The following is a 23,405-nucleotide window of genomic DNA, read 5'->3' as shown; positions in this document are numbered from 1 at the left end:
TTTGTTACCTCCTATTCACCTTTATTCTTCAATAACCCTTGGGACTTTAAAGAAACCCTTTTCGCTGTCCGGAGCATTTTTTAATACCTCTGACAAAGGAAGGCTTTCCATAACAACGTCTTCTCTAAAGACATTTTGAATTGGAATTACATGGGATGTAGGAGGAACATTTGAAGTATCCAATTCGGATAATTTATCCATATATTCCAAAATAGAACTTAATTTTTCTGCCATTTCTTTTTTTTCTTCATCATTCAGGTAAAGTCTCGCTAAATTAGCAACATGTTCTACAGTTTCTTTGCTAATCTTCACGTTTTCACCTCTTTCTCATTTTTTAACGAGTATTATTTTATCATTTTACCCTGCGATATACAATAAAATTAATCGCCGGAAAATCATAAAGTTCCGGCGAATATTTCTGAAAGTTTTTTTCCATTAATATCCCGGTGGAAATCCTGAAGCGCTTTTTGGAATTCCGTAAAAAACTTGAATACCCTATCTTCCCTTGCATTTTCTCCCATATGTCCTATTCTCCATACCCTGCCAGAGAGTTTTCCCCAGCTGCCTGCTATCATTACCCCGTATTTTTTAAGTAGATGCCTTCTAAACTTTTCATCGTCAATACCTTCGGGAATATTAAAGGCCGTCACCGTATCCGATTCGAACCCTTCTAAAGGATAAATTTGAAATCCTGCCTGTTTTAAAGTCTCTCTAACGGCCTTCCCTATTTTTTTATGCCTCCGGTAAATATCCTCTCCATCTTCCAAAGCTATTTTTACCGCTTCGTTTAAGCCGTAAATATCCGAAACGGGCTGTGTATAAGGGAAGATACGCTTTTTTTTCCACATTTCCTGCCATAAAAGTAAATTCAAGTAATAACCTCTAATAGGAGTTTTTCTGTTTTTTATTTTTTCCCAGGCCTTTTTACTTAATGAAAGAAAACTCAGGCCGGGAGGGGCGGATAAACATTTTTGAGACCCTCCAAGAATAACATCTATACCCCATTCATCGGTATTTATCCTTATGCCTCCGATAGAGGAAACAGCATCAACTATTGTAATAATTTCTCTTTCGTGTAAATACGGACATATTTCTTCTATCGGATTTATTAGCCCGGCAGGGGTCTCGCAGTGAACTACAGTTGCTATTTTTACGTCAGGGTTTTTGTTTAAAGCATCCTCCAAATCTTTTTTAGTTACAGGTTCATTGTATTCTTTTTTAATATATACGGGTACACCACCGTACATTTCTACAAATTCGCCAAAACCTTCTCCAAAAACACCGTTAGCCACACAAAGCACCTTATCACCGGGTTCAACCAAAGAGGCAACGGAAGCCTCCAAACCCAAAATTCCTTCCCCGCATAATACAAGTACATCTTCTTTAGTATTCAGTAATTTCCCCAGTTTAGCGCATAAACCATCGTAAAAGGTAAAAAATTCTTCATCCAAATCAGGATTTGTAATCGGTTTAGAAATAGCCTGCCTTACCCTTTCCGACACATAGGTAGGCCCCGGAGTCATTAGAAGAAAATCTTTCATTTTCTATGAGCCTCCTCTTTTTTAAATAAAAAGTCGTTATTTGGCTTTTATTGCCGAAATTTTGCAATTTTATTTATCAGTTTTTATTAGTTCTAAGAATTGTTCCTCATTCAATATTTTTGTTCCTAAGTTTCGAGCTTTCTCCAATTTAGACCCCGGTTCTTCTCCCAATATTAAATAGTCGGTTTTTTTACTTACGCTATCGGTAACCTTTCCCCCGAGGCTTTCTATTAATTCCTTTACTTCATTTCTTGAAAAATTCCTCAGGGTTCCCGTTATTACGAAGGTAAGACCTTTTAATATTCCTTCTTTATTTTTCTTTTCCGCCTCACCTTTAGTATTTACTCCCGCATTCCTTAGTTTAACTATAAATTTTTTGGTCCCTTCATTGCTGAAGAAAGCAATTATACTTTGAGCCATTTTTTCTCCGATTTCGGGTATTTTTATCAAATCTTCATAGGAAGCATTCATCAGGTCTTCTAAGGATGAAAAATTCTCGGCAAGAATGGAAGCGGATTTTTCTCCAATAAAAGGTATTCCCAGGGCATAAATTAATCTTGCTAATGGCCTTTTTTTACTCTCCTCAATGGCTTTTAAAAGGTTGGCAACAGATTTTTCACCCATTCTCTCTAAAGGAAGAAGATCTTCTCTTTTTAAATAATATATATCGGCGGCATCTTTAATCAATCCATTTGATAAAAGTGCATTTACAATTGCGGGTCCCATCCCTCGTATATCCATGGCATCCCTTGAGACAAAGTGTTCTATACTTCTCCTTACCTGGGCCGGGCAGGATGGATTGGTGCACCTATATGCTACCTCTTCCGCAAGACGTATTACTTTTTCCCCGCATTCGGGACAATTTTCAGGCATTACAAATTCCTTTTCTTTCCCGGTTCTTTTTTCCTTTAAAGATTTCACAACTTCCGGTATTATGTCTCCCGCTTTTTCTACTATTACTTTATCCCCTATCCGTATATCCTTTTCTTTTATGTAGTCCTCATTATGAAGCGTTGCTTTGCTCACCGTACTGCCGGCCAATCTCACCGGCTTTAAGATAGCTGTGGGTGTTAAAACCCCTGTTCTCCCTACCCTTACTATTATATCCTCTACCGTTGTTTCTTTTTGCTCCGCAGGAAATTTGAAGGCTATCGCCCAGCGCGGGCTTTTAGCAGTGTACCCCAGCTTTTTTTGTAATTCAAGGGAATTTACTTTTATTACCATCCCGTCTATTTCGTAGGGAAGCTCATGCCTTTTTTCTATAAAGCTCATGCAGTAATCTATGACATCAGCAAAATTGGCAAAAAGTTTGGCATAAGGGTTTACTCTAAGTCCCACTTCCTCATAGAACTTGAGAATTTCAAAGTGAGTAGAAAATTCAATTCCTTCGTAATACCCGATACCGTAAACAAATATATTAAGAGGCCTTTTCGCCGTAATTCTTGGATCTAACTGTCTTAATGAACCTGCAGCCGCATTGCGCGGGTTTGCAAACAGCGGAAGTCCTTCCTCTTCCCTCTCTTCATTGAGTTTTTTAAAATCTTCTTTTGGAAGGTAAACTTCTCCCCTTACTTCAATAATTCTCGGTTTTTTATCCCCAGGAAATTCCAATTTTAAAGGTACGCTCTTAATAGTCCTCACATTCTGTGTCACATCTTCTCCAATTTCTCCATCACCTCTCGTTGCTGCCCTTTTATATATTCCATCTTCATAGGTAATGGAGACGGCCAGGCCATCTATTTTTAGTTCAACAACGTATTCTACCTTTGAGCCTGCTATTTCTTCCACCTTCCGGTTGAAATCCAACAGGTCTTCCCTGGTATAAGCATTGGATAAACTCATCATAGGAACCCGGTGGACTACCTGGGCAAATGCCGAAAGAGGTTCCCCTCCCACCCTCTGAGTAGGAGAATCAGGAGTGATGAATTCAGGAAAATCCTCCTCAAGCCTTTGCAGTTCCTTCATCAAATTGTCAAATTCCGAATCGGATATCTGCGGATTATCGAAAACATAGTACTGCTTATTATGAAAATTAATCAGTTCTCTCAATTCGGCTATTCTTTTTTTGGCTTTTTCCCTATCCATTCCCCCACCTCCATTCAAGGTAAGGTCAATTCATTTTAATAAGTGGAGCGTATTTGGCTAAAAGGTGCTTTTTACCTTCTTTTTCAAAGAATACCGTAATCTCTACATCTTCACCGGTTCCGTGAACTTCCGTTACGATGCCCTCTCCCCATTTTGCATGTTTAATTTTATCTCCGGGATTGAAATTAAAAGAAAGTTTCTCAATCTTCTTTGAATTGGATGTATCTTTATAAATTCCGGGTTTGTTATCTTTTTCTTCCAGTACCAAATCAACTTCTTCGTCAAATAAATTCTCTTTTCCCGGTGTCACATCCTTGATTAATCTTTTTGGAATCTCTTTGATAAACCTGGATTTGTCATAGTAAGAAGACCTTCCGTATAAATTTCTCTGCCATGCTCTGGTAAGGTAAAGTAGCTCCTTTGCTCTGGTAATACCTACATAACAAAGTCTTCTCTCCTCTTCCAGCTCGGCAGTATTGAAAAGGGATTTATAATGGGGGAAAATCCCTTCCTCTAATCCCGCTAAAAAGACAACAGGAAACTCAAGACCCTTCGCGCTATGAAGAGTCATCAAAGTAACCGCATCCTCTTCGTCGCTATACTTGTCCAAATCCGAATAGAGCGCTATTTCGGATAAAAATTCCTCTAAGGTTCCCTCGCTATTCCTTAAAACGAATTCCCGGGCAACCGAAATTAATTCCTTTATATTTTCAATCCTATCATTTGCTTCTTCCGTGCCTTCATTCTGTAGTTCTTCCAGATATCCGGTATTCAAAATTATTCTCTCTATCAATTCGGGAATTCCAGTTCTTTCCTTTAACTCCCTGAAATCCTCGATCATCAGAGCAAATTCCTTCAATTTTCTGCATACGGATTGGGAGAAGGGAAGGTTATCCTCCATTATCAATCGGAATATAGACTTACCCGTTTGATCCGAAATAATTTCCAGCTGTTCTACCGTTTTACTTCCTATGCCCCTTCGGGGCACATTTATTATCCTTCTCAAGCTCATATTATCTTCATCATTCTCTATGAGCCTTAAATAGGCAACGATGTCTTTTATTTCTTTCCTCTGAAAAAACCTGATTCCCCCAAAAATCCTGTGAGGGATACCCATTTTCAGAAATACTTCTTCAAAAACTCTGGATTGGGCATTGGTTCTGTAAAGAACAGCGATGTTTTTAAAATAATACCCTTTGTTAATTAGCTTTTCTATTTCATTGCCTATGAAAAGGGCTTCATGATGCTCATTCTGGAGCTGTGCAAAAAAAACTTTGTCGCCCTTTCCCTTTTCAGTAAATAGCCTCTTTTCCTTCCTTGAAAAATTGTTTTTAATTACCTCATTGGCTGCATCCAGAATAGTCTGAGTAGAACGATAATTCCTCTCCAGTTTTACCACAAAAGCATCGGGGAAATCTTTCTCAAACTCTAAAATATTTCTTATATCCGCTCCCCTGAAACTATAAATACTCTGGTCATCGTCTCCAACAACCAGGAGGTTTCGGTACTTTTCCGCCAAAAGTTTTATGAAGATGTACTGGGCATGGTTAGTATCCTGGTATTCATCCACAAGAATGTACTTAAACTTTTCCCTGTAATAATCCAGCACCTCAGGATATTTTCTAAAAAGCTCTACGGTCTTCATTATCAGATCATCGAAATCAAAAGCATTGTTCTCCCTCAATTTTTTCTGGTACAATAAATAAATATTAGAAAAAGTCTTTTCTCTTATATCCCGGGCATTATCGAAAACTTCGGTTTCACAAATCAATTTTTCTTTATATCCGCTTATTTTTTCCAAACAGGCCATCAAGGGATATTTTTTTTCATCTAAATTCAATTCCTTTAAACATTGTTTTATTATACTCTGCTGATCATCGGTATCATAAATAACAAAATACTTTTTATATCCCAATAATGGCACATTTTCCTTTAAAATTTTTACACAGGCCGAATGGAACGTGCTTACATTCAGTCCCTCCGCTTTTTCCTTTAAAAGTTTTTGTACCCTCTCCTTCATTTCATTTGCAGCTTTATTTGTGAAGGTTATAGCCAGAATATTTTCCGGTTTTACTCCCATTTTCTCAATCAGGTAAATTATCCTGTAAGTAATGACCCTTGTTTTCCCACTGCCCGCCCCGGCTAACACTAAAATCGGACCGCTGCCGTAAGTTACTGCTTTTTGTTGAGCGTCGTTTAATTCCTTTAAAAATTCCTGCAATTTTTATAACCTCCATTACTCATTATTTTTTTTATTTTTATCCATTTCTTCCAATCTCTCTAAAATAATTTTGTAACCATCCGCTCCGTACTGTAAATATCTTTTAACCCTGCTGATTGTAGCCGTGCTTGCACCCGTTTTCTCGGCTATCTCTCCGTATGTATACCCTGCTTTAAGCATCTCTGCTACCTGCAGTCTCTGGGCTAAAGCCTTTACCTCTCCGATGGTACAAATATCTTCGAAAAAGCGGTAGCACTCATCCTTATTTTGGATCATCAAAATTGCATCAAAAAGCCGGTCAATATACGGTTCTTTAAGTTCCTTTAATTCCATAAAGAATAGCCCTCCTTAAAATAAAATATAATTAAATTCCGCATGCCAATTCTTTTAAAACATAAGTGTATATTTTAAAATTCTTAATCAAGTCTTCAATTTCTATGTATTCATCCTTTTCATGGGCTACTTCGGGTTTCCCGGGAAAGTTAGGACCAAAGGCCACAGTATTTTTCATCATTCTGGCATAGGTCCCTCCTCCAATGGTAAAGCAATAAGCCTTTTCTCCCGTTACCTTCTCATAAGCCGCTTTCAAGGCTTTAACTATAGGGCTATCTTCGGACACATAATGAGGAGGACTGTTTTTAACATTATCAATATAGATGCCGTTTTTTAAATTCTGCTCAATTGTCCCGATTATATCCTCTCCTTTGAAACTGATGGGGTACCTTATATTTATTATTGCCTCCGCCTCATTTTCATTCATGTTTATAACCCCGAGATTTAACGTAAGCCTTCCTGAAATTTCATCTTCAAGATTAATACCCAAACTCTTGCCATTTGTTTCAAAGCCTATTTTATCCATAAGGAATTTTAAAAACTCTCTTTGGTCCTGGCTTCCTGCTTTTATTTCCACAAGGAAAGATATCAACCTTGATATTGCATTCTGCCCTTTTTCCGGAATACTTCCATGGGCAGAAACTCCAAAGGATTTAATCGTTGCCTCACTGCCATTCTTAACAAGCTCTAAAGAAAATCCAGTCTTTTCTTTAAAGTTTTCCAGGTCCTTTTCCAGACCATCGTAATAATTTATCACACACCGGGCATAATCCGGCACCATATTTGCTCTTTCTCCACCCGTTAAAAATATACTCCCATTGTTATCACCAAATTTGGCCTTAATGGAAAAGGTTAAAATTCCCTTTTCTCCATTTATTATCGGATATTCTGCATCCGGAGAAAAGCCCATCGCAGGCATCTCGTCCTTTTGTAAGTAATATTTTATACATTCCATACCCGACTCTTCATTTGTACCAAAAATTATTCTAACCCTTTTTTTAAAGTTTAAATTTGCATCCTTTAAAGCTTTAAGGGCAAAAAGGGCAGCAATTGCAGGACCTTTGTTATCCGAGGCTCCCCTTCCGTAGATTTTACCATCATGAATTTCCCCGCCAAAAGGAGGATAAGTCCAATTGGATCCTTCCGGAACCACATCCAAGTGTACCAAAACCCCTATCAAATCTTTTCCTTCTCCCCATTCTGCCCAACCCACATAGTTATCCAAATTTTTAGTTCTCAGGCCAAAACTTTCTGAGAGTTTTAAAACATAATTTAAAGCATCGGCCACACCCTTTCCGAAGGGCATTCCGGGCAACGGTTTTTCTTCTACACTTCTTATCCTGAGAATCTCGCAAACAGAATTTATGAGAGCATTTTCATTTTCTTTTAAAATTGCTTCCAGATTCATTTTCTGACCTCCTAAAAATTTCATATCTTATTAAAATTATTCCACTTTAAACGACAAAATCCTTTCAAAAAAAATAAAAAACAGCATTAAAGCTGTTTTAAAATCCATTAGTCCCGGTTAGCGCATGGGTAATAAAAGCAAATAAAGTACCTACCAGAGCACCGCTTAATACATCGGAAGGATAATGCATTCCGGTATAAATCCTGGATACTCCCACTAAGGCAGCCAAAGAATAAATTAAATAGGAATAGGCTGGAAAATAAAAGGCGAATATAGCGGCTATCGAAAACCCTGCTGCCGTATGACCTGAAGGGAAAGAATAATCTTTTAATAGTTTTTTCCAAAAGGTATTTACATTGGGCAAATCAAGATAAGGTCTTTTCCTGTATATCGTTTTTTTGAAAAACTGCACAACCCCCTGGCTTCCCGTTAACGTAATCAATGCTTCTAAAGCGGCAGATTTAGCCTCTACCTTTCCGAATAGATAAAAGAAAAGGCAAACAAACAGGGAAAAGGTGGCTCCTCCTAAATGGGTAATTTTTGGCATAATAATATCCAGATACTTACATCTTATTTTATGGTTAAAAAGAAAAAATAAATTTTTATCTCCATGATGTATTAAATTTAAAAATTTTTTAATATTATCCCTCACCTGAAAGCCTCCTATTCCACAACCTCCACAGGTATGCCATTTTTTTCTACCGCTTTTATCAAAGGATTGATAATATCCTTTTCCTTCGTTGTACCAAAATTATTCTGTAAAGGTTTTCCTACTATTATATGAGTAATCTTATTTTTTTTTGCGTAATCGGAAAGGGTGTTATAGACGTTTTCACCTGCTAATATTGAGACATAACCTCCCAGGGATTTTGCATATTCAAAAAGTTCAAGAAGTATTTTATGATCCTTAAGGTCTTTATTTAACTCCATTGACTTATTAACGTATACTACGCAAAATTCGCCTCCTAACTCTCTGGCCCTGTCAGCACCCCTCTTTATAAGCCTCTCGCAGCTTTTTTGAGGAGTTACACAGACCATTACCCTGTGCACCACTGCAGGGTCAAAAATAGTCATCATGGGAAAACCCCTTTCAATATATAACTACACTTTCATTATATAAAAATTAATCTTTTCTTTCAATTGAAATTAATAAAACTAAATAACATTAATTCGATTTCATTCATTCCAGGATAATTTCATATTGAAATACATATTGCATATTGCAATATTCCGAACTAACAAGCCGTAAAAATTATTGGCATTAGCTGCAGAGATTAACCATTTTAAAAGGATAAGGACTTTATTAATAATTTTTTTGTTTTTCTTTCCATTGGTATAACTCTTGCTATAAATAATAAATAAACAATTCGTGAAATACTTTGTCAAAGGAGGTGAATTCTTGGATAGTACAGTTATTCCCGTATCAAAACTAAGAGGGTTTTTAATAGAACTTTTTAAAGAAGTAGGTTTAAATAATTCTCATTCCGAGATAGTTGCAGATTCTATTTTATGCGCAGAATTAAGAGGAGTAAAGTCCCATGGGTTGGTTCGAGTATCTACTTATATAGAAAGGGTTGAAAAAAAAGCAACCAATATAAATGCAAAAATAAAAACTGAAAAAATTAAAAAGGCTACTGCATTAATCAATGCGGACCATGGTTTCGGGCAAATCGCAGGTTTCTACGGAATGAAGTTGGCAATTACCCTGGCAAAAAAATATGGAGTGGGTTTGGTAGGCATTAAAAACTCCAACCACTTTGGAATAGCCTCTTTTTATTCGATGTTAGCATTAAAACACGACATGATAGGAATTGTATTTACCAACTCTTCTCCCGCAATAGCCCCTTATGGCAGCAGTGTTCCGCTTTTAGGAACCAATCCGCTTTCCATAGCAATACCTTCTTTAAAAGAAAAACCAATAATATTAGATATGTCTACATCGGTAGTGGCAAGAGGAAAAATAAGGTTAGCCAAGCTAAAAAAACAGAAAATACCTTTCGGCTGGGCTTTAGATCCTGCCGGAAGGGATACCGATGATCCCGATTTAGCACTTAAAGGAAGCCTTGTTCCCATAGGTGGTCCAAAAGGTTCGGGATTATCTTTAATAATAGACATCCTGTGCGGAGTGCTTACTAACACCTGCCTTACGGGTGAAGTAAAAAATGTCACCGATATGACCGGTCCCTCAAAAACCGGACATCTTTTCTGTGCTATAAATATCGATGACTTTATTGAAAAGGATGTATTTAAATCTAATATTGATGAAATTATTAGAAAAATCAAATCTCTACCCTCAATTAACAATCTTCAAATATTTCTACCGGGTGAAATAGAAAACAACCTTGAAGAAAAGACTTTGAGAGAAGGTATAAATTTGGATTCAAATTTAATCGACGAATTCAACAGTTTGGCATCCCGGTATAAAATTAAAAATTTAATATAAAAATTTTCAAATAAAAATTTTTAATATAAAATTGAAAGGAGAAGGTAAAAAATGTTTGACAAAACAAGAGAATTTATGAAAAAATTAGGATTACCGGAGGGTGATCTGTACTCCCTTCCCACATCTGACAAAAGATTCCCCGATGGAGCCCATTACAGATTGGAAGTGCCTACCATTAACAGTTCGGAAGCATTTAAAGCTTTAATGGAAGAAGCGGAGAGGTTAGGAGTAACCATAAACAGGGTTGATGAGACCTATGGTTGCTTCAGACACACCTTAGAAGAACTAAAAGAATACGTAGCTATTGCAAAATACTACCGGGTCGAATTGAACCTTTCGGTAGGTCCAAGGGCTACTTACGACACCAGCGCCACAAGACTCAGTCAGCAGGGGGTTAGAATCGGTTACAGGTTGAGGGGTATGGAGCAAATAGTTAGAGCCATTGAAGATGTAAAGAGAATTGCTGAAGTAGGCTGCCGCGGGGTTTTGGTTTACGATGAGGGCTTGCTCTGGGTGCTTAATGAAATGAGGAAAGCTGGCGAGCTCCCAAGCAATATGCATTTTAAAGTATCCGCCCATTGCGGTCACGGCAATCCCGCCAGCTTCAAACTATTAGAAAACCTCGGAGCCAATTCAATTAACCCTGTTAGAGACATGACCTTACCCATGGTAGCAGCTCTAAGAGCCTCGGTCAATGTTCCATTAGATGTTCATACCGATAACCCTCCAGGATCCGGTGGTTTTATAAGGGTTTATGAAGCACCGGAATTGGTACGCGTAGGCGCACCTATTCACCTCAAGACTGGAAACTCAGTCATCAGCGGTCATGGTGAATTAACCACAGCTCAAAATGGTAGAGATATGGCAAGACAGGCCGCCATTGTAAAAGAAATGGTGGAAAGATACTATCCGGAAGCTGTACAGAGCAAAGCCGGCACACCGGATATGGCAATTCCCGAGTAATTTAATTTAAACTAAGAAAAACGCATAATGCCCCTACTATTTTATTTTAGTAGGGGCGTGAATTTATTAGAAGGAGGGAAATATATGAGGGAAATCCATGTAGACGAAATAATATCTGCAGTAGAAAAACTTTGTATTGATGCAAATATAATATTACCCGATGACGTAAAAAGAGAAATTAATAAATATTATGAAACGGAATCTTCTCCCTTAGGAAAAGAAGTTTTAAAAGATATTATTAAGAATTATCAAATTGCCGAGGAAAAGAACATTCCAATATGTCAGGACACCGGGTTTGCAGTATTTTTTGTCAAGCTTGGTCAGGATTTAAGAATAGTCGGCGGGAATTTGACCGATGCTATCAACGAGGGCGTAAGAAGAGGTTACAAAAACGGTTATTTAAGAAAATCCATAGTCAACGATCCATTAATCCATAGAAAAAATACCGGTGATAATACACCGGCTATTGTACACTATGAAATAGTTCCCGGAGATAAATTGCAAATTACTTTTGCACCCAAGGGTGGCGGCAGTGAAAACATGAGTGCTCTTCGTATGTTAAAGCCTGCTGATGGTGTAGAAGGTGTTAAAAAATTCGTTTTAGAAACCGTAGATAAAGCCGGTTCCAACCCATGTCCTCCTATTATAATAGGTGTTGGTATTGGCGGTACAATAGAAGTTGCCACATTGATAGCAAAAAAGGCTTTATTAAGACCTATCGGTCAACATCATCCTCAGCCGGAAATTGCCGATTTAGAAAAAGAACTCTTAAATGAAGTAAATAAACTCGGTATAGGACCTCAAGGATTCGGAGGTACCACAACAGCTTTAGCTGTTCACATTGAAACATTCCCCGCACATATAGCAAGCCTTCCCGTTGCAATAAATATACAATGCCATGTAGCAAGGCATAAAGAAATAGAGCTTTAGTTTATAAGGAGGGAAATCATGATTAAATCAATTAAAACTCCTTTAACTCCTGAAATCATAGACGATTTAAAAGCAGGTGATAAGGTGCTTATTACCGGCATAATCTATTCAGCAAGAGATGCGGCTCATAAACGTTTATATGAAATGATCAAAAAAGGAGAAGAGCTTCCTGTAGATATAAAAGGACAAATAATATACTACGCAGGGCCTTGTCCTGCAAAACCAGGAACTGTAATTGGTTCTGCCGGTCCTACCACCAGCGGCCGCATGGACCCCTATACACCCCTTCTTATAGAAAAAGGTTTAAAAGGTATGATAGGTAAAGGACTTCGTTCAAAAGAGGTTGTCGACGCCATCATAACTTATAAGGCAGTATATTTTGCTGCTATAGGAGGAGCGGGGGCGCTTTTAGCTGATACTATTAAAAAAGCCGAAGTAGTAGCTTTTCCGGAGCTTGGCCCCGAAGCCATTTATGAATTCCATGTGGAAGATTTTCCTGCAATAGTTGTCATAGATAAAGACGGTAACGATTTATATAAAACCGGCAAAGAAAATTACAGGAAAATAAACTTACTGTAATTTTAAAAATCTCTTTTATTTTTAAATATTTTCAGGGAGGTCATTGATTATGTCATTAAGAGAAGAAGCATTAAAACTTCATTATGAAAATAAAGGAAAACTTGAAGTTATCAGTAAAGTACCGGTAGACAGTAAAGAGTCTTTAAGCCTCGCTTACACCCCCGGAGTAGCGGAACCCTGCAAAGAGATACATAAGGACCCGGAAAAAATTTACGATTATACCTTCAAAGGCAATACGGTAGCAGTAGTTTCTGACGGAACCGCTGTATTAGGATTGGGAAATATCGGTGCAAAAGCTTCTTTACCGGTTATGGAAGGTAAAGCGGTTTTGTTTAAGTGTTTTGCCGGTGTAGATGCATTTCCTATATGTATTGATACTACCGATGTGGATAAAATTGTAGAAACCGTAAAATTAATTGAGCCGGTTTTCGGTGGCATTAATTTAGAGGACATTGCAGCTCCTGCTTGCTTTGAAGTTGAAGAAAAATTAAAAAAGTGTCTTTCAATACCGGTATTCCACGATGATCAACATGGTACAGCAATCATTACTCTTGCAGCATTATATAATGCATTGAAAATCGTAAAAAAGGATATTAATGAAATTACCGCAGTAATTAACGGTTCTGGTGCTGCTGGCACCGCAATAGCAAAAATTTTTATACGAGCCGGTATAAAGGATGTAATAATGTGTGACCGAAACGGAATTATTTACGAAGGTAGAAAAGAAGGAATGAACTGGGCAAAAGACGAGCTTGCAAAGATTACAAACAAGGAAAAAAGACAGGGAACTTTAAAAGATGCTTTAATCGATGCGGATGTTTTTATAGGGGTATCTTCAGCAAATATAGTTAGCAAAGAAATGGTAAGGAGTATGAAAAAAGATCCAATTATTTTTGCAATGGCCAATCCGGTTCCTGAAATTGACCCAAAGGATGCATATGAAGCCGGAGCAAAAATTGTAGGTACCGGTAGGTCTGATTATCCAAATCAGATAAATAACGTATTGGCTTTCCCCGGCGTTTTCAGAGGAGCTCTTGACGTTATGGCCACTCAAATAAATGAAGAAATGAAGTTAGCAGCAGCCCACGCATTATCGGAAATTATAGCAGACCATGAATTGAGAGAAGATTATATTATCCCAAAACCCTTTGACGAAAGAGTTGCCCCTTCAGTAGCAAAAGCCGTAGCAAAAGCTGCTATCGAAACAAAGGTAGCAAGGAAAATTGTCGATCCCGCAGAAATAGAAGAAAGAACAAAAATTCTTGTTAAAAAAGCTAATTCTTATTTCAAAAAATAATAATTACTATTTAATACAAGATGCAATAATCCCCCGCAAAAAAAATTGCGGGGGATTAATATTATGGCTCTATTTCTTTAAAAAATTACTTATTTAAATGTTCGGGCAACGGGGGGGCATATGCCCAAACGATTTTTATAGGTTCATCGCCCGTGTTTACAATTTCATGTTTTACTCCAACGGGAGCAAAAATGGCAGTGCCCGGCGTTAATTCATATTCCCCTTCACCTTCTACTATGAGCTTACCCTTTCCTGAAACTATAAACATAGCTTCTTCTTGATTATCATGGTTATGAGCCGGTATTTTGCTTCCTACCTCAGTTACGTTTACACCCATTGATATTTGAGTTGCACCAACGGTTTTATTGCAAATTAATACTTTAGAAACCCTGGGAGGAATTCTTTTTACACCTTCAATTTCGCTTTCATGAACAGTAAATTTACCCATATTTTCTTCTCCTTTCAATAAAATATTTTATTTTATATAATTTTTTCTTTACCCGCCCAGATAAACCGGAAATATTTCAATACTATCTTGATCAAGAATAATGTAATTTTTTTCCTGCCACTTTCCATTCACCACAATCATTCCTACTTCTTCTTCCGGTATTCTTAACTTTTTTATTAGTGACTCTAAGGTCATATTTTCCTCATAGTTAATGGTAAATTCTTTATTGCCCATTTCACTGTATTTTGCCAAATGTAAATGAAGTTTTACTTTTACCATATATTCCCCTCATTAAATTTTAAATTATTGCCTTTTTCATTTCCTCTTCGGGTACATCAAAAACCGCATTTGTAGGAGGCAGTTCTTCCTTATAGCAAAATTCAGGTAATTTATCCATACAAGGGCTTATTCCAGCTTTAATGTTAAATTCTCTTTCAATTTTCAAGGTATTAATTCCCATATCCCATATTTTTTTCGTTTCTATTTCTATTCCCAAATAATAATAGATTAAATTTTTCATCGTAGAAGGTTCTTTAAACAATGGCCCTCTTGCAAATATGCAAAATCCCAAGCTATCCAGGGTGGTCATCTTTATTTGAAGGTTTCTCGATAAATCCCCCTGTTTTTCTTTACCCAGAGGATTCACTTCGTTCCTGGAACCAAATGCATTGCCCGCTGTATGATCCGCTCCCATAGGAGATATAGCGTAAAGTACACCGTTTCCCTTTAATGCCCGCGGATCATATCCCGGAAAACCTTGCCCCTTTGCAGCAGGAATTCTATTAGCACCCAGGACTTTCCCGGTTATTTCTACACCATTTCCTAATACTCGTCCCAATACGGTATTATTTTTTATTTCTTCAAGAAGTTTTAAACAGCTTTCCTCATTTCCGTATTCCGCCAAACCCGCATCGATAGCTACTCCCAGAACACAACCCATTTCAATCGTATCAAGGCCTAAATCATTAATTTCCTTGTTTAGCTTTGCAACCGAATCTAAATTTGAAAACCCAAGATTTGACCCAACCAGAGCTATCGTTTCATATTGCAATGTGGATACAATCTTCTTTCCGCATTCATCCGGATATACATTGCTGCATCTTATAACACACCCGGGCATACAGGAAATTCCTGTTTTACCCTCTCCTCCTCTTTTTACTATGGTATCGTACATTGTTTCACCGCTTAAATTCTTGGCAAATTCAAAAGCACCAAATTTAAAATTTTTTGTAGGCAAAGCCCCAATTGCATTGACGGCATTTACTATCTGAGCCGTACCGTATTTTTTGTACGAATCTCCTGTCTTTGGATCTGCCAATAATTCTTTATTTATCGCTTTAGCAAGCTCTAAAAAAGCTTCCCTGTCATAATAATTTATTTTACTGTTCTTTGTATTTTTTACTACAATCGCCTTTAATCCTTTACTCCCCATTACGGCCCCTACTCCGCCTCTTGCGGCAAATTTTAATTCGCCGTTAGGATCGGAGGCTGCAATGCTTGCGGCACGCATTTTTCTTTCGCCTGCAGGGCCAATGCACAGGATTGCAATATCTTCGCCGTATTTTTTAAATAGCTTTTCAACAGTTTCATAGGTGCCTGAGAATTTTAATTGGTTGTCATAAGTAAGGCTAATTTTTTCCTCATCTATTTCCAAAACATATGAATTTTCGTCATCGGGTAAATTTTCGACTACGATTGCCTTAATTCCATTTTTTGAAAGGTAGGTCCCTATCAAACCGCCACTATTGGCTTCTTTAATTCCGTTGGTCAGCGGGCTTTTGCAACCAACCGATATTCTACTTGAGCTGGATACCGCCGTCCCGGAAAGCAAACCGGGTGCTATTACTAACTTGTTTTTTTCACCCAAAGGATCGCATTCCGGTTCAACTTCATCATATATTATTCTTGAGGTTAGCGCTCTACCACCTAAAAGTTCGTAATCCTTTTTTGGTTCTTCTATTTTCACTTCTTTTGTCTTCATGTTTACCCTGATTATCTTATTCATTTGCTATTACCTCCTTTCAATTATTGACAATCTTTTTCATAAGAACCGTTTGTGTAATAAAGGTGGCTATTATCAAAACCAGGAGTATAAGGCTTATTGGCCTTGTGATAAAAGATAACAACAAACTCCCCATTCCGCCAGTGCTGATTAATGCTTTTCTAAAGTTTGTTTCAATCATCGGCCCCAATATTATCGAAAGAACTATGGGGCTAACCGGATATCCGGATTTTTCTAAAATGTACCCGAGCAATCCGAATATTACCATAAAAAGGACATCGTAGATATTGTTCTGCAACGCATAGGAACCAACCACGCAGAGAATTGATATAAAAGGAAGTAAAAACCATTTTGGAAAGTTAAGCATTCTTAACATCGCATTGCTTCCCAGAATTCCCAGGAAATAAGCGATAAACTCACTTATTATTAAAAATACTATTATCATGTAAAAATATTTTTTCTCGGTCATCATAAAGGTAGGTCCGGGCAATAATCCATGAAGATAAAAGGAACCCAACATAACAGCGGTTACCGAGTCTCCTGGTATTCCAAGAGTTAAAAGTGTAGTTATTGCACCGCCAATAGCTGAGTCATTTGCTATTTCCGGAGCGGCAACCCCTTCATAAGCACCTTCGCCAAAGGGCCTGCTCGGTTCTTTAATTAACTGCTTTGACACGCCATAGCTGACGAGGGAAGCTATATCCCCACCCGTTCCCGGAAGCAATCCTATTATCGCTCCTATAGGAGCTGACCAGGAAAAACACTTTAAGGTCTTTTTAACCACGTCCATTTTGGGAAAAAGATCTTTTATATTGTAATGAAAATTATCCACTTTAAAAGTTTTCTTGCTGCTTAACTGTACGAAAACTTCCTTCATTCCAAAAAGACCTATCATAGCAACAATATAGTTTATTCCACCGCTTAAAAGAGGAGAGCCGAAAGTAAATCTCATCAAGCCCGTAATAGGATCCATTCCAATAAAAGAAATTATTAAACCTATACAGGCAGCAGCAAATCCTTTTATTATATTTTCTTTACTTAAAATGGCTACCAAACTTAGACCCCACAAGCATATTAAAAAATACTCCTGACTCCCAAATTTTAAAGCAATACTCCCTATCAGCGGACCAAATATGGCCAAGAACAATATCCCCAGCAATCCACCGATAAAACTTACAAAAAGCGCCAATCCCAAGGCTACAGGAGCTTCTCCTCGCTTTTTTAATGGATATCCGTCAAATACTGTTGCCACTGCCGCAGCCGTTCCCGGAATATTTAAGGTAATGGCTGAAATAGACCCTCCCATAACCCCTCCGCAAAAAGCACCTATAATAAACGCCAGAGCATCTATCATAGGCCACCCAAAGGTCAAAGAAACTACCAGGACTATGGTCATAGTAACTGTTAATCCAGGCAAAGCACCCATTATTAAGCCGATGATTGCACCAACCGCCATGTATAAGATTAAAAATATGCTCATTTAAAATCCTCCTTTTTCAGCTACGGCAGGATTATCTTAAAAATACCGCTGAACACAAAATCTATTACCATTACCAAACCTACCGATGAAAGAACAACCTGAAAAATTTTCTTTATATTTAATTCCTTTCTTGCAAATAAAATCATTACACAAGCGGTAAATATTATCGTGGATACATTAAAATGAAGCTTTTTTAAAAAAGAAATATATATAACCAATCCCGCAAAGTAAAACAAAACATCCTTTAATTCATTTATGACATTTTTTCTGTATTCGCTATCTTCCCTGTAATTTTTCCAGAATTTCGATTGATTGAATATAATAATAAGCAATAAAATTAATAAAGTTACTCCTATTAAAAATGGAAAAATTATCGGTGATTCCACAGAAATTAGAGGAATGTTCTGAGAAGAAGAGATGGTATATAAATTAAAAAACACCAGGAAACAAATAATTGATGTCAAAATAATGGATATTACATCCAGTAATTTGGAATAATCCATTTATTTTCACCTCTAATTTTTCTCTAATATAGCTTCATAGGGACATACGTTTTTACATGCGTAACACTCTACACATTGATTTACATCTATTTCCGATTTTCCATCAATTATTTGAGCAGCTCCCGTCCCGCAAACGGCTACACATGCTTCACATCCCTCGCATTTTTCCTTGTCCACGTAGAGCATATAAATCCTCCTTTTTTTAAGATTACTTTTTAGTCTTCGCCCCCTATTTTCCATAGGGGGCGAAGATTTCTTTTTATTTAAACCTTAGTTGGGTCTTTTTATCCCAAACTGTTCCGGATTATTTTTTGCAACACCGGCATCGAACAGTATATAGGCTGATTTTGCAGTCCAATTATCCAGGAATTTTATCGCTTCTTGTCCGCTGTAGTCTACGGGTATTAGATAAAGTTTCTTGCAGTAATCCAGCCATCTTTGATCCTTAATAGATTCATCCATGGCTTTCTTTAAAACATCGATAATTTCCTGCGGTGTATCCTTTGCTGCAAAAAGACCAAAATATGGACCATAAGGTAAGTACTTGGAAAGCTCTGGGAAAATTTTTCCGATTGCCGGGATATCAAGCCCTTCAATAGGCTCATTGGTAAAGGAAGCAAGAATCTTTATCTGTTTAGATTTATGGGCTTCCACCATTGATTGAACCATTTCTATCGTTGCATCCACCTGGCCGCCCATTGCAGCTGTTATCGCAGGTCTTCCACCTTCATAGGGAACGAATGTAAATTTGCAGCCGAGTTCTTTTTCGAGAAGGAGTCCTGATATATGTGGAACTGTAGCGGGACCAGCGGTACTTATCCTCAATTTACCCGGGTTTTCTTTTGCAAACTTTATAAAATCTTCTACCTTATCAAATTTTGAATTCGGTGGGACTGCCAGTACCGGAATGGCCTGAGCGACTATTTTGACCGGTATAAAGTCTCTTGTGGGGCTCAGGTCAATTGTTCCCATTGTCTGCCATGTAGACATGATTTCCGAACCAAAAAAGAGTGTATATCCATCCTTGGGCTGGGACAATACTTGGGAAGCAGCAGTAGCACTTGCGGCTCCCGGCATATTAGTAACTCCTATACCTACGCCCAGCTTTTCCTGAACAATAGGCATAATTCCGCGGGCGATCAAATCGGTAGGTCCACCTGCAGGGAAACCTACTATTACGTTTATAGACCTTTCGGGGTATTTGGGTTTATTCTGCTGTTGCTGGTTTGCCTGCTGCTTTTGACCGCACCCGTATAATATGGATGTTAGCAAAGCGATAATGAGAAGCAGGGAAATCATTTTTACTTTTTTCATCCCGGAAAACCTCCCAGATTAAATTTTTTTTAAAGAAAACCCTATCATCCTCCCTTCGTTATTTAATGTAAAGTTTCAACGGATCTATTGTCGTCCTTAATAAATTTATCTCCTCTTCCGTAGGCTCCTCGGTAATTTTTATTCCTTCGGGAATTTCAATTTTTATCCCCGTATTTTCGATTATTTCTTCAGCAGAAACACCGGGATGTATTGAAAGTAGCTTTATTGATCTATTTTCATCAAAACCGAAAACACAAAGATTTGTAATGATAGTTATATTTTCACACATGGGTAGACCGCTTTCTTTTCGGGAATTACCGCCGCTTAGATACCCAACACTCGTTATATAATCCACATTTTCTACCAATTTCCTTTTATCGTGCTTCATTATAATCAATAATCTCCTGGCCAAGCTCGCTATATCGGCAGCTCCACCGCTCCCATTAATATGTCTTATTCCCTTTTCAGATCTAACCAGAGTGCTGTTTATATTTCCGAATCTATCGGTCTGCAATCCTCCCAAGAATCCCACATCCACAAGCCCTTTTTGCAGGACGTTTCCTAAGGTTCCAACAAAGCTTGTAAAATACTCGCTTTTATACCATAACCTTGGATCGGCAATACCAACACCCATCTCTTCAGCTTCCGGATTGATAACACCGATTTCGTATATTATGTTTAGATTGGGAGCATGAGTATTCTTAGCAAGCAGTGCGGCAATCTGGGGTAAACCTAAACCTACAACCACATTTTCATTATCATTAATAAGCCTTGCAGCGGTTACAGCCATAAGCTCATTTGTAGTGAAATTAATAGTCATACAATATCACCCCTCTTAATATCCGTATACCGGATCTGCTAAGATTTCATTGAGACGCCTTATGCCCCCAATTTTTTCTAAGAATTCTACAAAGTCTTTTGTTCCAAATACAAATTCATTTATGAACTTTTCAAATTCATCTTTGTTCTTGTTTATCTCAGCATACTGCATTAAAAACTTCTGATCATAATCATAGAATTTGTAAACCGAAGTGGGAAATGCTCCAAAAGGCATTTCAATCACGGCTGACGTGTACATGCTCGGAATAACTACCTTTTCGGGAAATCTTTTAATGAATTCCGTTGATACAATTTTTTCAACGGTTACAAATAGTTTTTTAGCAGATTTTGCCGTTTCCACATCCCAATAAGGTCCTTCAATTATCACATTCCCCTTTTCATCCGCATATTGCGCATGTATAACCGCAAAATCCGGTTGTATTGCTTTAAGATATACGTATCTTTCACCATCAAAGGGAGAATTTTCAACCCTTACAGCATCATCGTTTTTTTCCACCAATATCCTCAACATATCGGTCCCCAGTAAAGTTTTTGTGGGGATAAAAGGAACACCCATAGAACCTGCCAGGAATCTTAAGGACATACTCATACCCGTATATTCCCTTACATCTAACTTACCCTTATCTATTGCTTCGTTAATTCTTTCGAGCCTGCCGAATCTATCAAGGGAACCGCCGCTGTACTCCAATCTTTCCACCAATCCAGCTCCCACCATCAGATCAGTGTCCATTCCAGCAACTATTTGATAAACCCTTAGTTTTCTTTTTTGCTGTCTGATCATTTCCAGTACAAAAGCTATAGGATTCCTTGCTATGGCAAAACCACCAAAAGCAATTACCGCCCCTTCATCGGGTATCTGGCTTACCACTTCAGATAAGCTCTTTACCTTATTATTCAAACAAATCACCTCTTTACTATTTCAGAGGTTGCCATTTTAGCCAATGTTACTTTGCAATTTCCATTTTCGTCTTCTTCAATGGGTAATAATTCCGGTGAGAGCCCGCTATTTAATTCCAAGCAGTACATAAATATATTGGCTAACGGGCAGGAGAGGGGTTTAATATTGGCTTTTTTAAACATATTTTTAATTTCCAGTAAGCTGCAATTTTTAACGATCATCGTCATCGAAATTTCATTTTCAGTAATGTCAATATCTTCGCAAAATCCATTGTCTATCAACCATTTTTTTATATTTTTCTTATCCTTAATCTTTTCTCCCAGTTCTCTTTCCGCAAAATCTACGCCTATTCTGGTCAATCTATATCTGGCACCTTTTCCTCTTTCATTCCAGAACTCCTTTTGTACTTCAAATATTAATTCATCCTTGAATTTTTCTAAAAAATTCATATTCATACCCTCCTTCTTTACTCGGAATAATAGGCTTCGCCGAATTTTTCATTGAATACCAAATCTTTCAGCGGTATCCTTGGACGCGGATTGGGTATTCTCGAGGGTTTTCCAATGGAAAGAATGCTTATTACCTTGTATTCTTCAGGAATTTTAAAATATTCCTTTACCTTCAGCTCATCCCTAATATCGATACATGGTGCTATTACCCAGCAAGAACCTAAATCCAGGCTGGTAACGGTTAACAATATATTTTCTATCGCGGCTGAAGTGTCGTAAGGCAAATCCCAAACATCCTTTTTACCGATTACCATTAAAATTAGGTCCCCTTCACTTACAAAACCCGATACATCACCGGAAGTCAATTTTTTGAAAGCAGCAATTTTCTTTTCCTCATCTTCCAGAGATTTAAACCTTTCCTGCATTTGTTTGCTTAAAAATTCGCCCGTAAATCTCCTGCCGCTTGCATTTTTTGAGATTCTTGCAAGGAATTTTTTGCTTTCCTCGTCTCTAACAACTATAAATCTCCAGGGCTGAGCATTTTCTCCCGATGGAGCTAACCGCGCACTTTCAAGAATTAACCTCAAATCTTCTTCAGAAATTTTTTCATTGGTATAATTTCTTATGCTTCTTCTGTCGGCAACTACTTGAAAAAAGATATCTTTTTTGGATTCCATTATCTTATCCTCCTTTGGCCAATTTTTTTATTTTCATGAAGGGTACCCTAAGGAATATATGCTCTTACCACCTTTGAAGGGGCCTTTAATTACCGCTTCTATTAATTCTTTATCCCTTTCGGTAACAAGGTTAATATCGGGCAATTTACCGGGCGGGAATTTTTCGCGAATATCGTTATGTAATTTAATTAGGTAATCTATAATCATCTCAATTCCCTTTTCGGCTTTTTTAGCATCGGCAAGAGTGGGTTTCCCGATTACACCCTGAGGATATAGTATTACTTCCAAACCACCCATCCCTATCTGGGCATGTCCTGGAATTGGATATTGATATATATCTCCACCCTTATCCACATGGCCTTCGGGCATAAAACCTACAGGAGTGCTGTCTTCCATATCCTCTTTGTTATTCATTTCCGGGAACAAAGCCAATGAAAAAGAAGCTTCTACCTCATCGGCATGCCTGAAGGGAGTTTCCCATGGACCGCCGTGAGCTTTGTCCTTTAGTTCCTGGGCAATGACGGTCGGCCAGTTTACCATACAAATTACTGCCGGAACCTGATACATTTTACCGAATTCCTGAATGGCATTTGGAATTATATACTCCTGGCCATGTCCGTTAATCAATATCTGCTTCCTGAACCCCGCATTCCAGTAGCCGGCGATTATTGCTCTAAGATAACTTACAAAGGTTACTTCCGGGATTACTATCGTCCCCGGCATACCCATTTGGTTCCAGGGATGTGAGCCAAACCACACAGGTTGAGACACCGTACACCCGGTTTCTTTTGCAACCGTTTCGGCAATCCTGGTAACTATAAAAGTATCTTCTCCGTAGCACTGGCCTTTTCCATGATATTCGGTGCTACCTATGGGTATTATGATAATATCATTTTCTTTTAACCTTTCTTCCACCTGTCGCCCGGTCATGTTTTGGAAATATATCTTATCAGCTTTATCCATAGATCCTGTGGAAAGTTTATATTTCATTCTT

Annotated in this window: 25 protein-coding genes; 5 read left to right on the top strand and 20 right to left on the bottom strand. The window is 37.8% G+C overall.

Annotated features, from left to right (window positions below):
• Nucleotides 1-21: 21 nt before the first annotated feature.
• From gatC to ACPLOV_RS03295, 8 genes are all read right to left on the bottom strand, one after another.
• Complete coding sequence (gene gatC / locus ACPLOV_RS03330) at nt 22-312, bottom strand: Asp-tRNA(Asn)/Glu-tRNA(Gln) amidotransferase subunit GatC (protein WP_424908374.1); 291 nt, start codon at nt 310-312, stop codon at nt 22-24.
• 83 nt (nt 313-395) lie between these two features.
• Nucleotides 396-1,541: a pyridoxal-phosphate-dependent aminotransferase family protein gene (locus tag ACPLOV_RS03325; RefSeq protein WP_424910640.1), complete on the bottom strand. Its 1,146-nt coding sequence runs from the start codon at nt 1,539-1,541 to the stop codon at nt 396-398.
• A gap of 69 nt (nt 1,542-1,610) precedes the next feature.
• Nucleotides 1,611-3,626 carry an NAD-dependent DNA ligase LigA gene (ligA, locus tag ACPLOV_RS03320; RefSeq protein ID WP_424910639.1) on the bottom strand — a complete coding sequence of 672 codons (2,016 nt, stop codon included), beginning with the start codon at nt 3,624-3,626 and terminating at the stop codon, nt 1,611-1,613.
• A gap of 25 nt (nt 3,627-3,651) precedes the next feature.
• Complete coding sequence (pcrA, locus tag ACPLOV_RS03315) at nt 3,652-5,847, bottom strand: DNA helicase PcrA (RefSeq protein ID WP_424910638.1); 2,196 nt, start codon at nt 5,845-5,847, stop codon at nt 3,652-3,654.
• A 15-nt stretch (nt 5,848-5,862) separates the two neighbouring features.
• Complete coding sequence (locus ACPLOV_RS03310; RefSeq protein ID WP_424910637.1) at nt 5,863-6,180, bottom strand: YerC/YecD family TrpR-related protein; 318 nt, start codon at nt 6,178-6,180, stop codon at nt 5,863-5,865.
• A 31-nt stretch (nt 6,181-6,211) separates the two neighbouring features.
• Nucleotides 6,212-7,588: a dipeptidase PepV gene (pepV, locus tag ACPLOV_RS03305; protein WP_424908379.1), complete on the bottom strand. Its 1,377-nt coding sequence runs from the start codon at nt 7,586-7,588 to the stop codon at nt 6,212-6,214.
• Nucleotides 7,589-7,685: 97 nt separating this feature from the next.
• Nucleotides 7,686-8,240 (bottom strand): phosphatase PAP2 family protein, encoded by a 555-nt coding sequence (locus tag ACPLOV_RS03300; protein ID WP_424908380.1) that lies wholly within the window; start codon nt 8,238-8,240, stop codon nt 7,686-7,688.
• Between the two features lie 11 nt (nt 8,241-8,251).
• The gene (locus ACPLOV_RS03295) at nt 8,252-8,665 is read right to left on the bottom strand and encodes a universal stress protein UspA (protein ID WP_424908381.1); all 414 of its coding nucleotides are present in this window, start codon (nt 8,663-8,665) and stop codon (nt 8,252-8,254) included.
• Nucleotides 8,666-8,987: 322 nt separating this feature from the next.
• Here ACPLOV_RS03295 and ACPLOV_RS03290 point away from each other — a divergent pair, with 322 nt between their 5' ends.
• The 5 genes from ACPLOV_RS03290 to ACPLOV_RS03270 all read left to right on the top strand — a co-directional run bounded on the left by ACPLOV_RS03290 (nt 8,988) and on the right by ACPLOV_RS03270 (nt 13,800).
• Nucleotides 8,988-10,031, top strand: a complete 1,044-nt coding sequence (locus ACPLOV_RS03290; protein ID WP_424908382.1) for an Ldh family oxidoreductase — start codon at nt 8,988-8,990, stop codon at nt 10,029-10,031.
• Between the two features lie 51 nt (nt 10,032-10,082).
• Nucleotides 10,083-10,994: a peptidase gene (locus ACPLOV_RS03285; protein ID WP_424908383.1), complete on the top strand. Its 912-nt coding sequence runs from the start codon at nt 10,083-10,085 to the stop codon at nt 10,992-10,994.
• Nucleotides 10,995-11,078: 84 nt separating this feature from the next.
• Nucleotides 11,079-11,924, top strand: coding sequence for a fumarate hydratase (locus ACPLOV_RS03280; RefSeq protein WP_424908384.1), 846 nt, complete (start codon nt 11,079-11,081; stop codon nt 11,922-11,924).
• Nucleotides 11,925-11,942: 18 nt separating this feature from the next.
• Nucleotides 11,943-12,503: a Fe-S-containing hydro-lyase gene (locus ACPLOV_RS03275; protein WP_424908385.1), complete on the top strand. Its 561-nt coding sequence runs from the start codon at nt 11,943-11,945 to the stop codon at nt 12,501-12,503.
• Nucleotides 12,504-12,552: 49 nt separating this feature from the next.
• Complete coding sequence (locus ACPLOV_RS03270) at nt 12,553-13,800, top strand: NAD(P)-dependent malic enzyme (RefSeq protein WP_424908386.1); 1,248 nt, start codon at nt 12,553-12,555, stop codon at nt 13,798-13,800.
• Between the two features lie 85 nt (nt 13,801-13,885).
• Here the strand turns inward: ACPLOV_RS03270 and ACPLOV_RS03265 are convergent, their stop codons facing one another.
• The 12 genes from ACPLOV_RS03265 to iolN form a co-directional block, all read right to left on the bottom strand.
• Nucleotides 13,886-14,248 (bottom strand): cupin domain-containing protein, encoded by a 363-nt coding sequence (locus tag ACPLOV_RS03265; protein WP_424908387.1) that lies wholly within the window; start codon nt 14,246-14,248, stop codon nt 13,886-13,888.
• Between the two features lie 48 nt (nt 14,249-14,296).
• Nucleotides 14,297-14,527, bottom strand: coding sequence for a MoaD/ThiS family protein (locus ACPLOV_RS03260; protein WP_424910636.1), 231 nt, complete (start codon nt 14,525-14,527; stop codon nt 14,297-14,299).
• A 19-nt stretch (nt 14,528-14,546) separates the two neighbouring features.
• On the bottom strand, nt 14,547-16,253 hold the full coding sequence (locus ACPLOV_RS03255) for an aldehyde ferredoxin oxidoreductase C-terminal domain-containing protein (protein ID WP_424910635.1): 1,707 nt from the start codon (nt 16,251-16,253) through the stop codon (nt 14,547-14,549).
• A gap of 16 nt (nt 16,254-16,269) precedes the next feature.
• Nucleotides 16,270-17,730: a tripartite tricarboxylate transporter permease gene (locus ACPLOV_RS03250; RefSeq protein ID WP_424910634.1), complete on the bottom strand. Its 1,461-nt coding sequence runs from the start codon at nt 17,728-17,730 to the stop codon at nt 16,270-16,272.
• A gap of 20 nt (nt 17,731-17,750) precedes the next feature.
• A complete protein-coding gene (locus ACPLOV_RS03245) occupies nt 17,751-18,233 on the bottom strand; it encodes a tripartite tricarboxylate transporter TctB family protein (protein ID WP_424910633.1) in 483 nt (160 codons plus the stop codon).
• A gap of 12 nt (nt 18,234-18,245) precedes the next feature.
• Nucleotides 18,246-18,419, bottom strand: coding sequence for a DUF362 domain-containing protein (locus tag ACPLOV_RS03240; RefSeq protein ID WP_068747420.1), 174 nt, complete (start codon nt 18,417-18,419; stop codon nt 18,246-18,248).
• 84 nt (nt 18,420-18,503) lie between these two features.
• Nucleotides 18,504-19,547, bottom strand: a complete 1,044-nt coding sequence (locus ACPLOV_RS03235; protein WP_424908392.1) for a Bug family tripartite tricarboxylate transporter substrate binding protein — start codon at nt 19,545-19,547, stop codon at nt 18,504-18,506.
• A gap of 58 nt (nt 19,548-19,605) precedes the next feature.
• Nucleotides 19,606-20,367: a CoA-transferase subunit beta gene (locus tag ACPLOV_RS03230; protein ID WP_424908393.1), complete on the bottom strand. Its 762-nt coding sequence runs from the start codon at nt 20,365-20,367 to the stop codon at nt 19,606-19,608.
• Nucleotides 20,368-20,382: 15 nt separating this feature from the next.
• The gene (locus ACPLOV_RS03225; RefSeq protein WP_424910632.1) at nt 20,383-21,285 is read right to left on the bottom strand and encodes a CoA transferase subunit A; all 903 of its coding nucleotides are present in this window, start codon (nt 21,283-21,285) and stop codon (nt 20,383-20,385) included.
• Between the two features lie 5 nt (nt 21,286-21,290).
• Entirely contained in the window at nt 21,291-21,734 is a 444-nt protein-coding gene (locus tag ACPLOV_RS03220) for a hypothetical protein (protein ID WP_424908395.1), read from the bottom strand.
• 17 nt (nt 21,735-21,751) lie between these two features.
• The gene (locus tag ACPLOV_RS03215) at nt 21,752-22,411 is read right to left on the bottom strand and encodes a nitroreductase family protein (RefSeq protein WP_424908396.1); all 660 of its coding nucleotides are present in this window, start codon (nt 22,409-22,411) and stop codon (nt 21,752-21,754) included.
• A 33-nt stretch (nt 22,412-22,444) separates the two neighbouring features.
• Nucleotides 22,445-23,401, bottom strand: coding sequence for a 3-dehydro-scyllo-inosose hydrolase (gene iolN / locus ACPLOV_RS03210; protein WP_424910631.1), 957 nt, complete (start codon nt 23,399-23,401; stop codon nt 22,445-22,447).
• Between the last annotated feature and the right edge of the window lie 4 nt (nt 23,402-23,405).

It is taken from the genome of Thermovenabulum sp. (genome assembly GCF_049723235.1).
In the GTDB taxonomy this organism is placed as follows: Bacteria; Bacillota; Thermosediminibacteria; order Thermosediminibacterales; family Thermosediminibacteraceae; genus Thermovenabulum.
The sequence above is the reverse complement of the archived record's forward strand: the minus strand, read 5'-3'. Positions and strand labels throughout refer to the sequence as shown.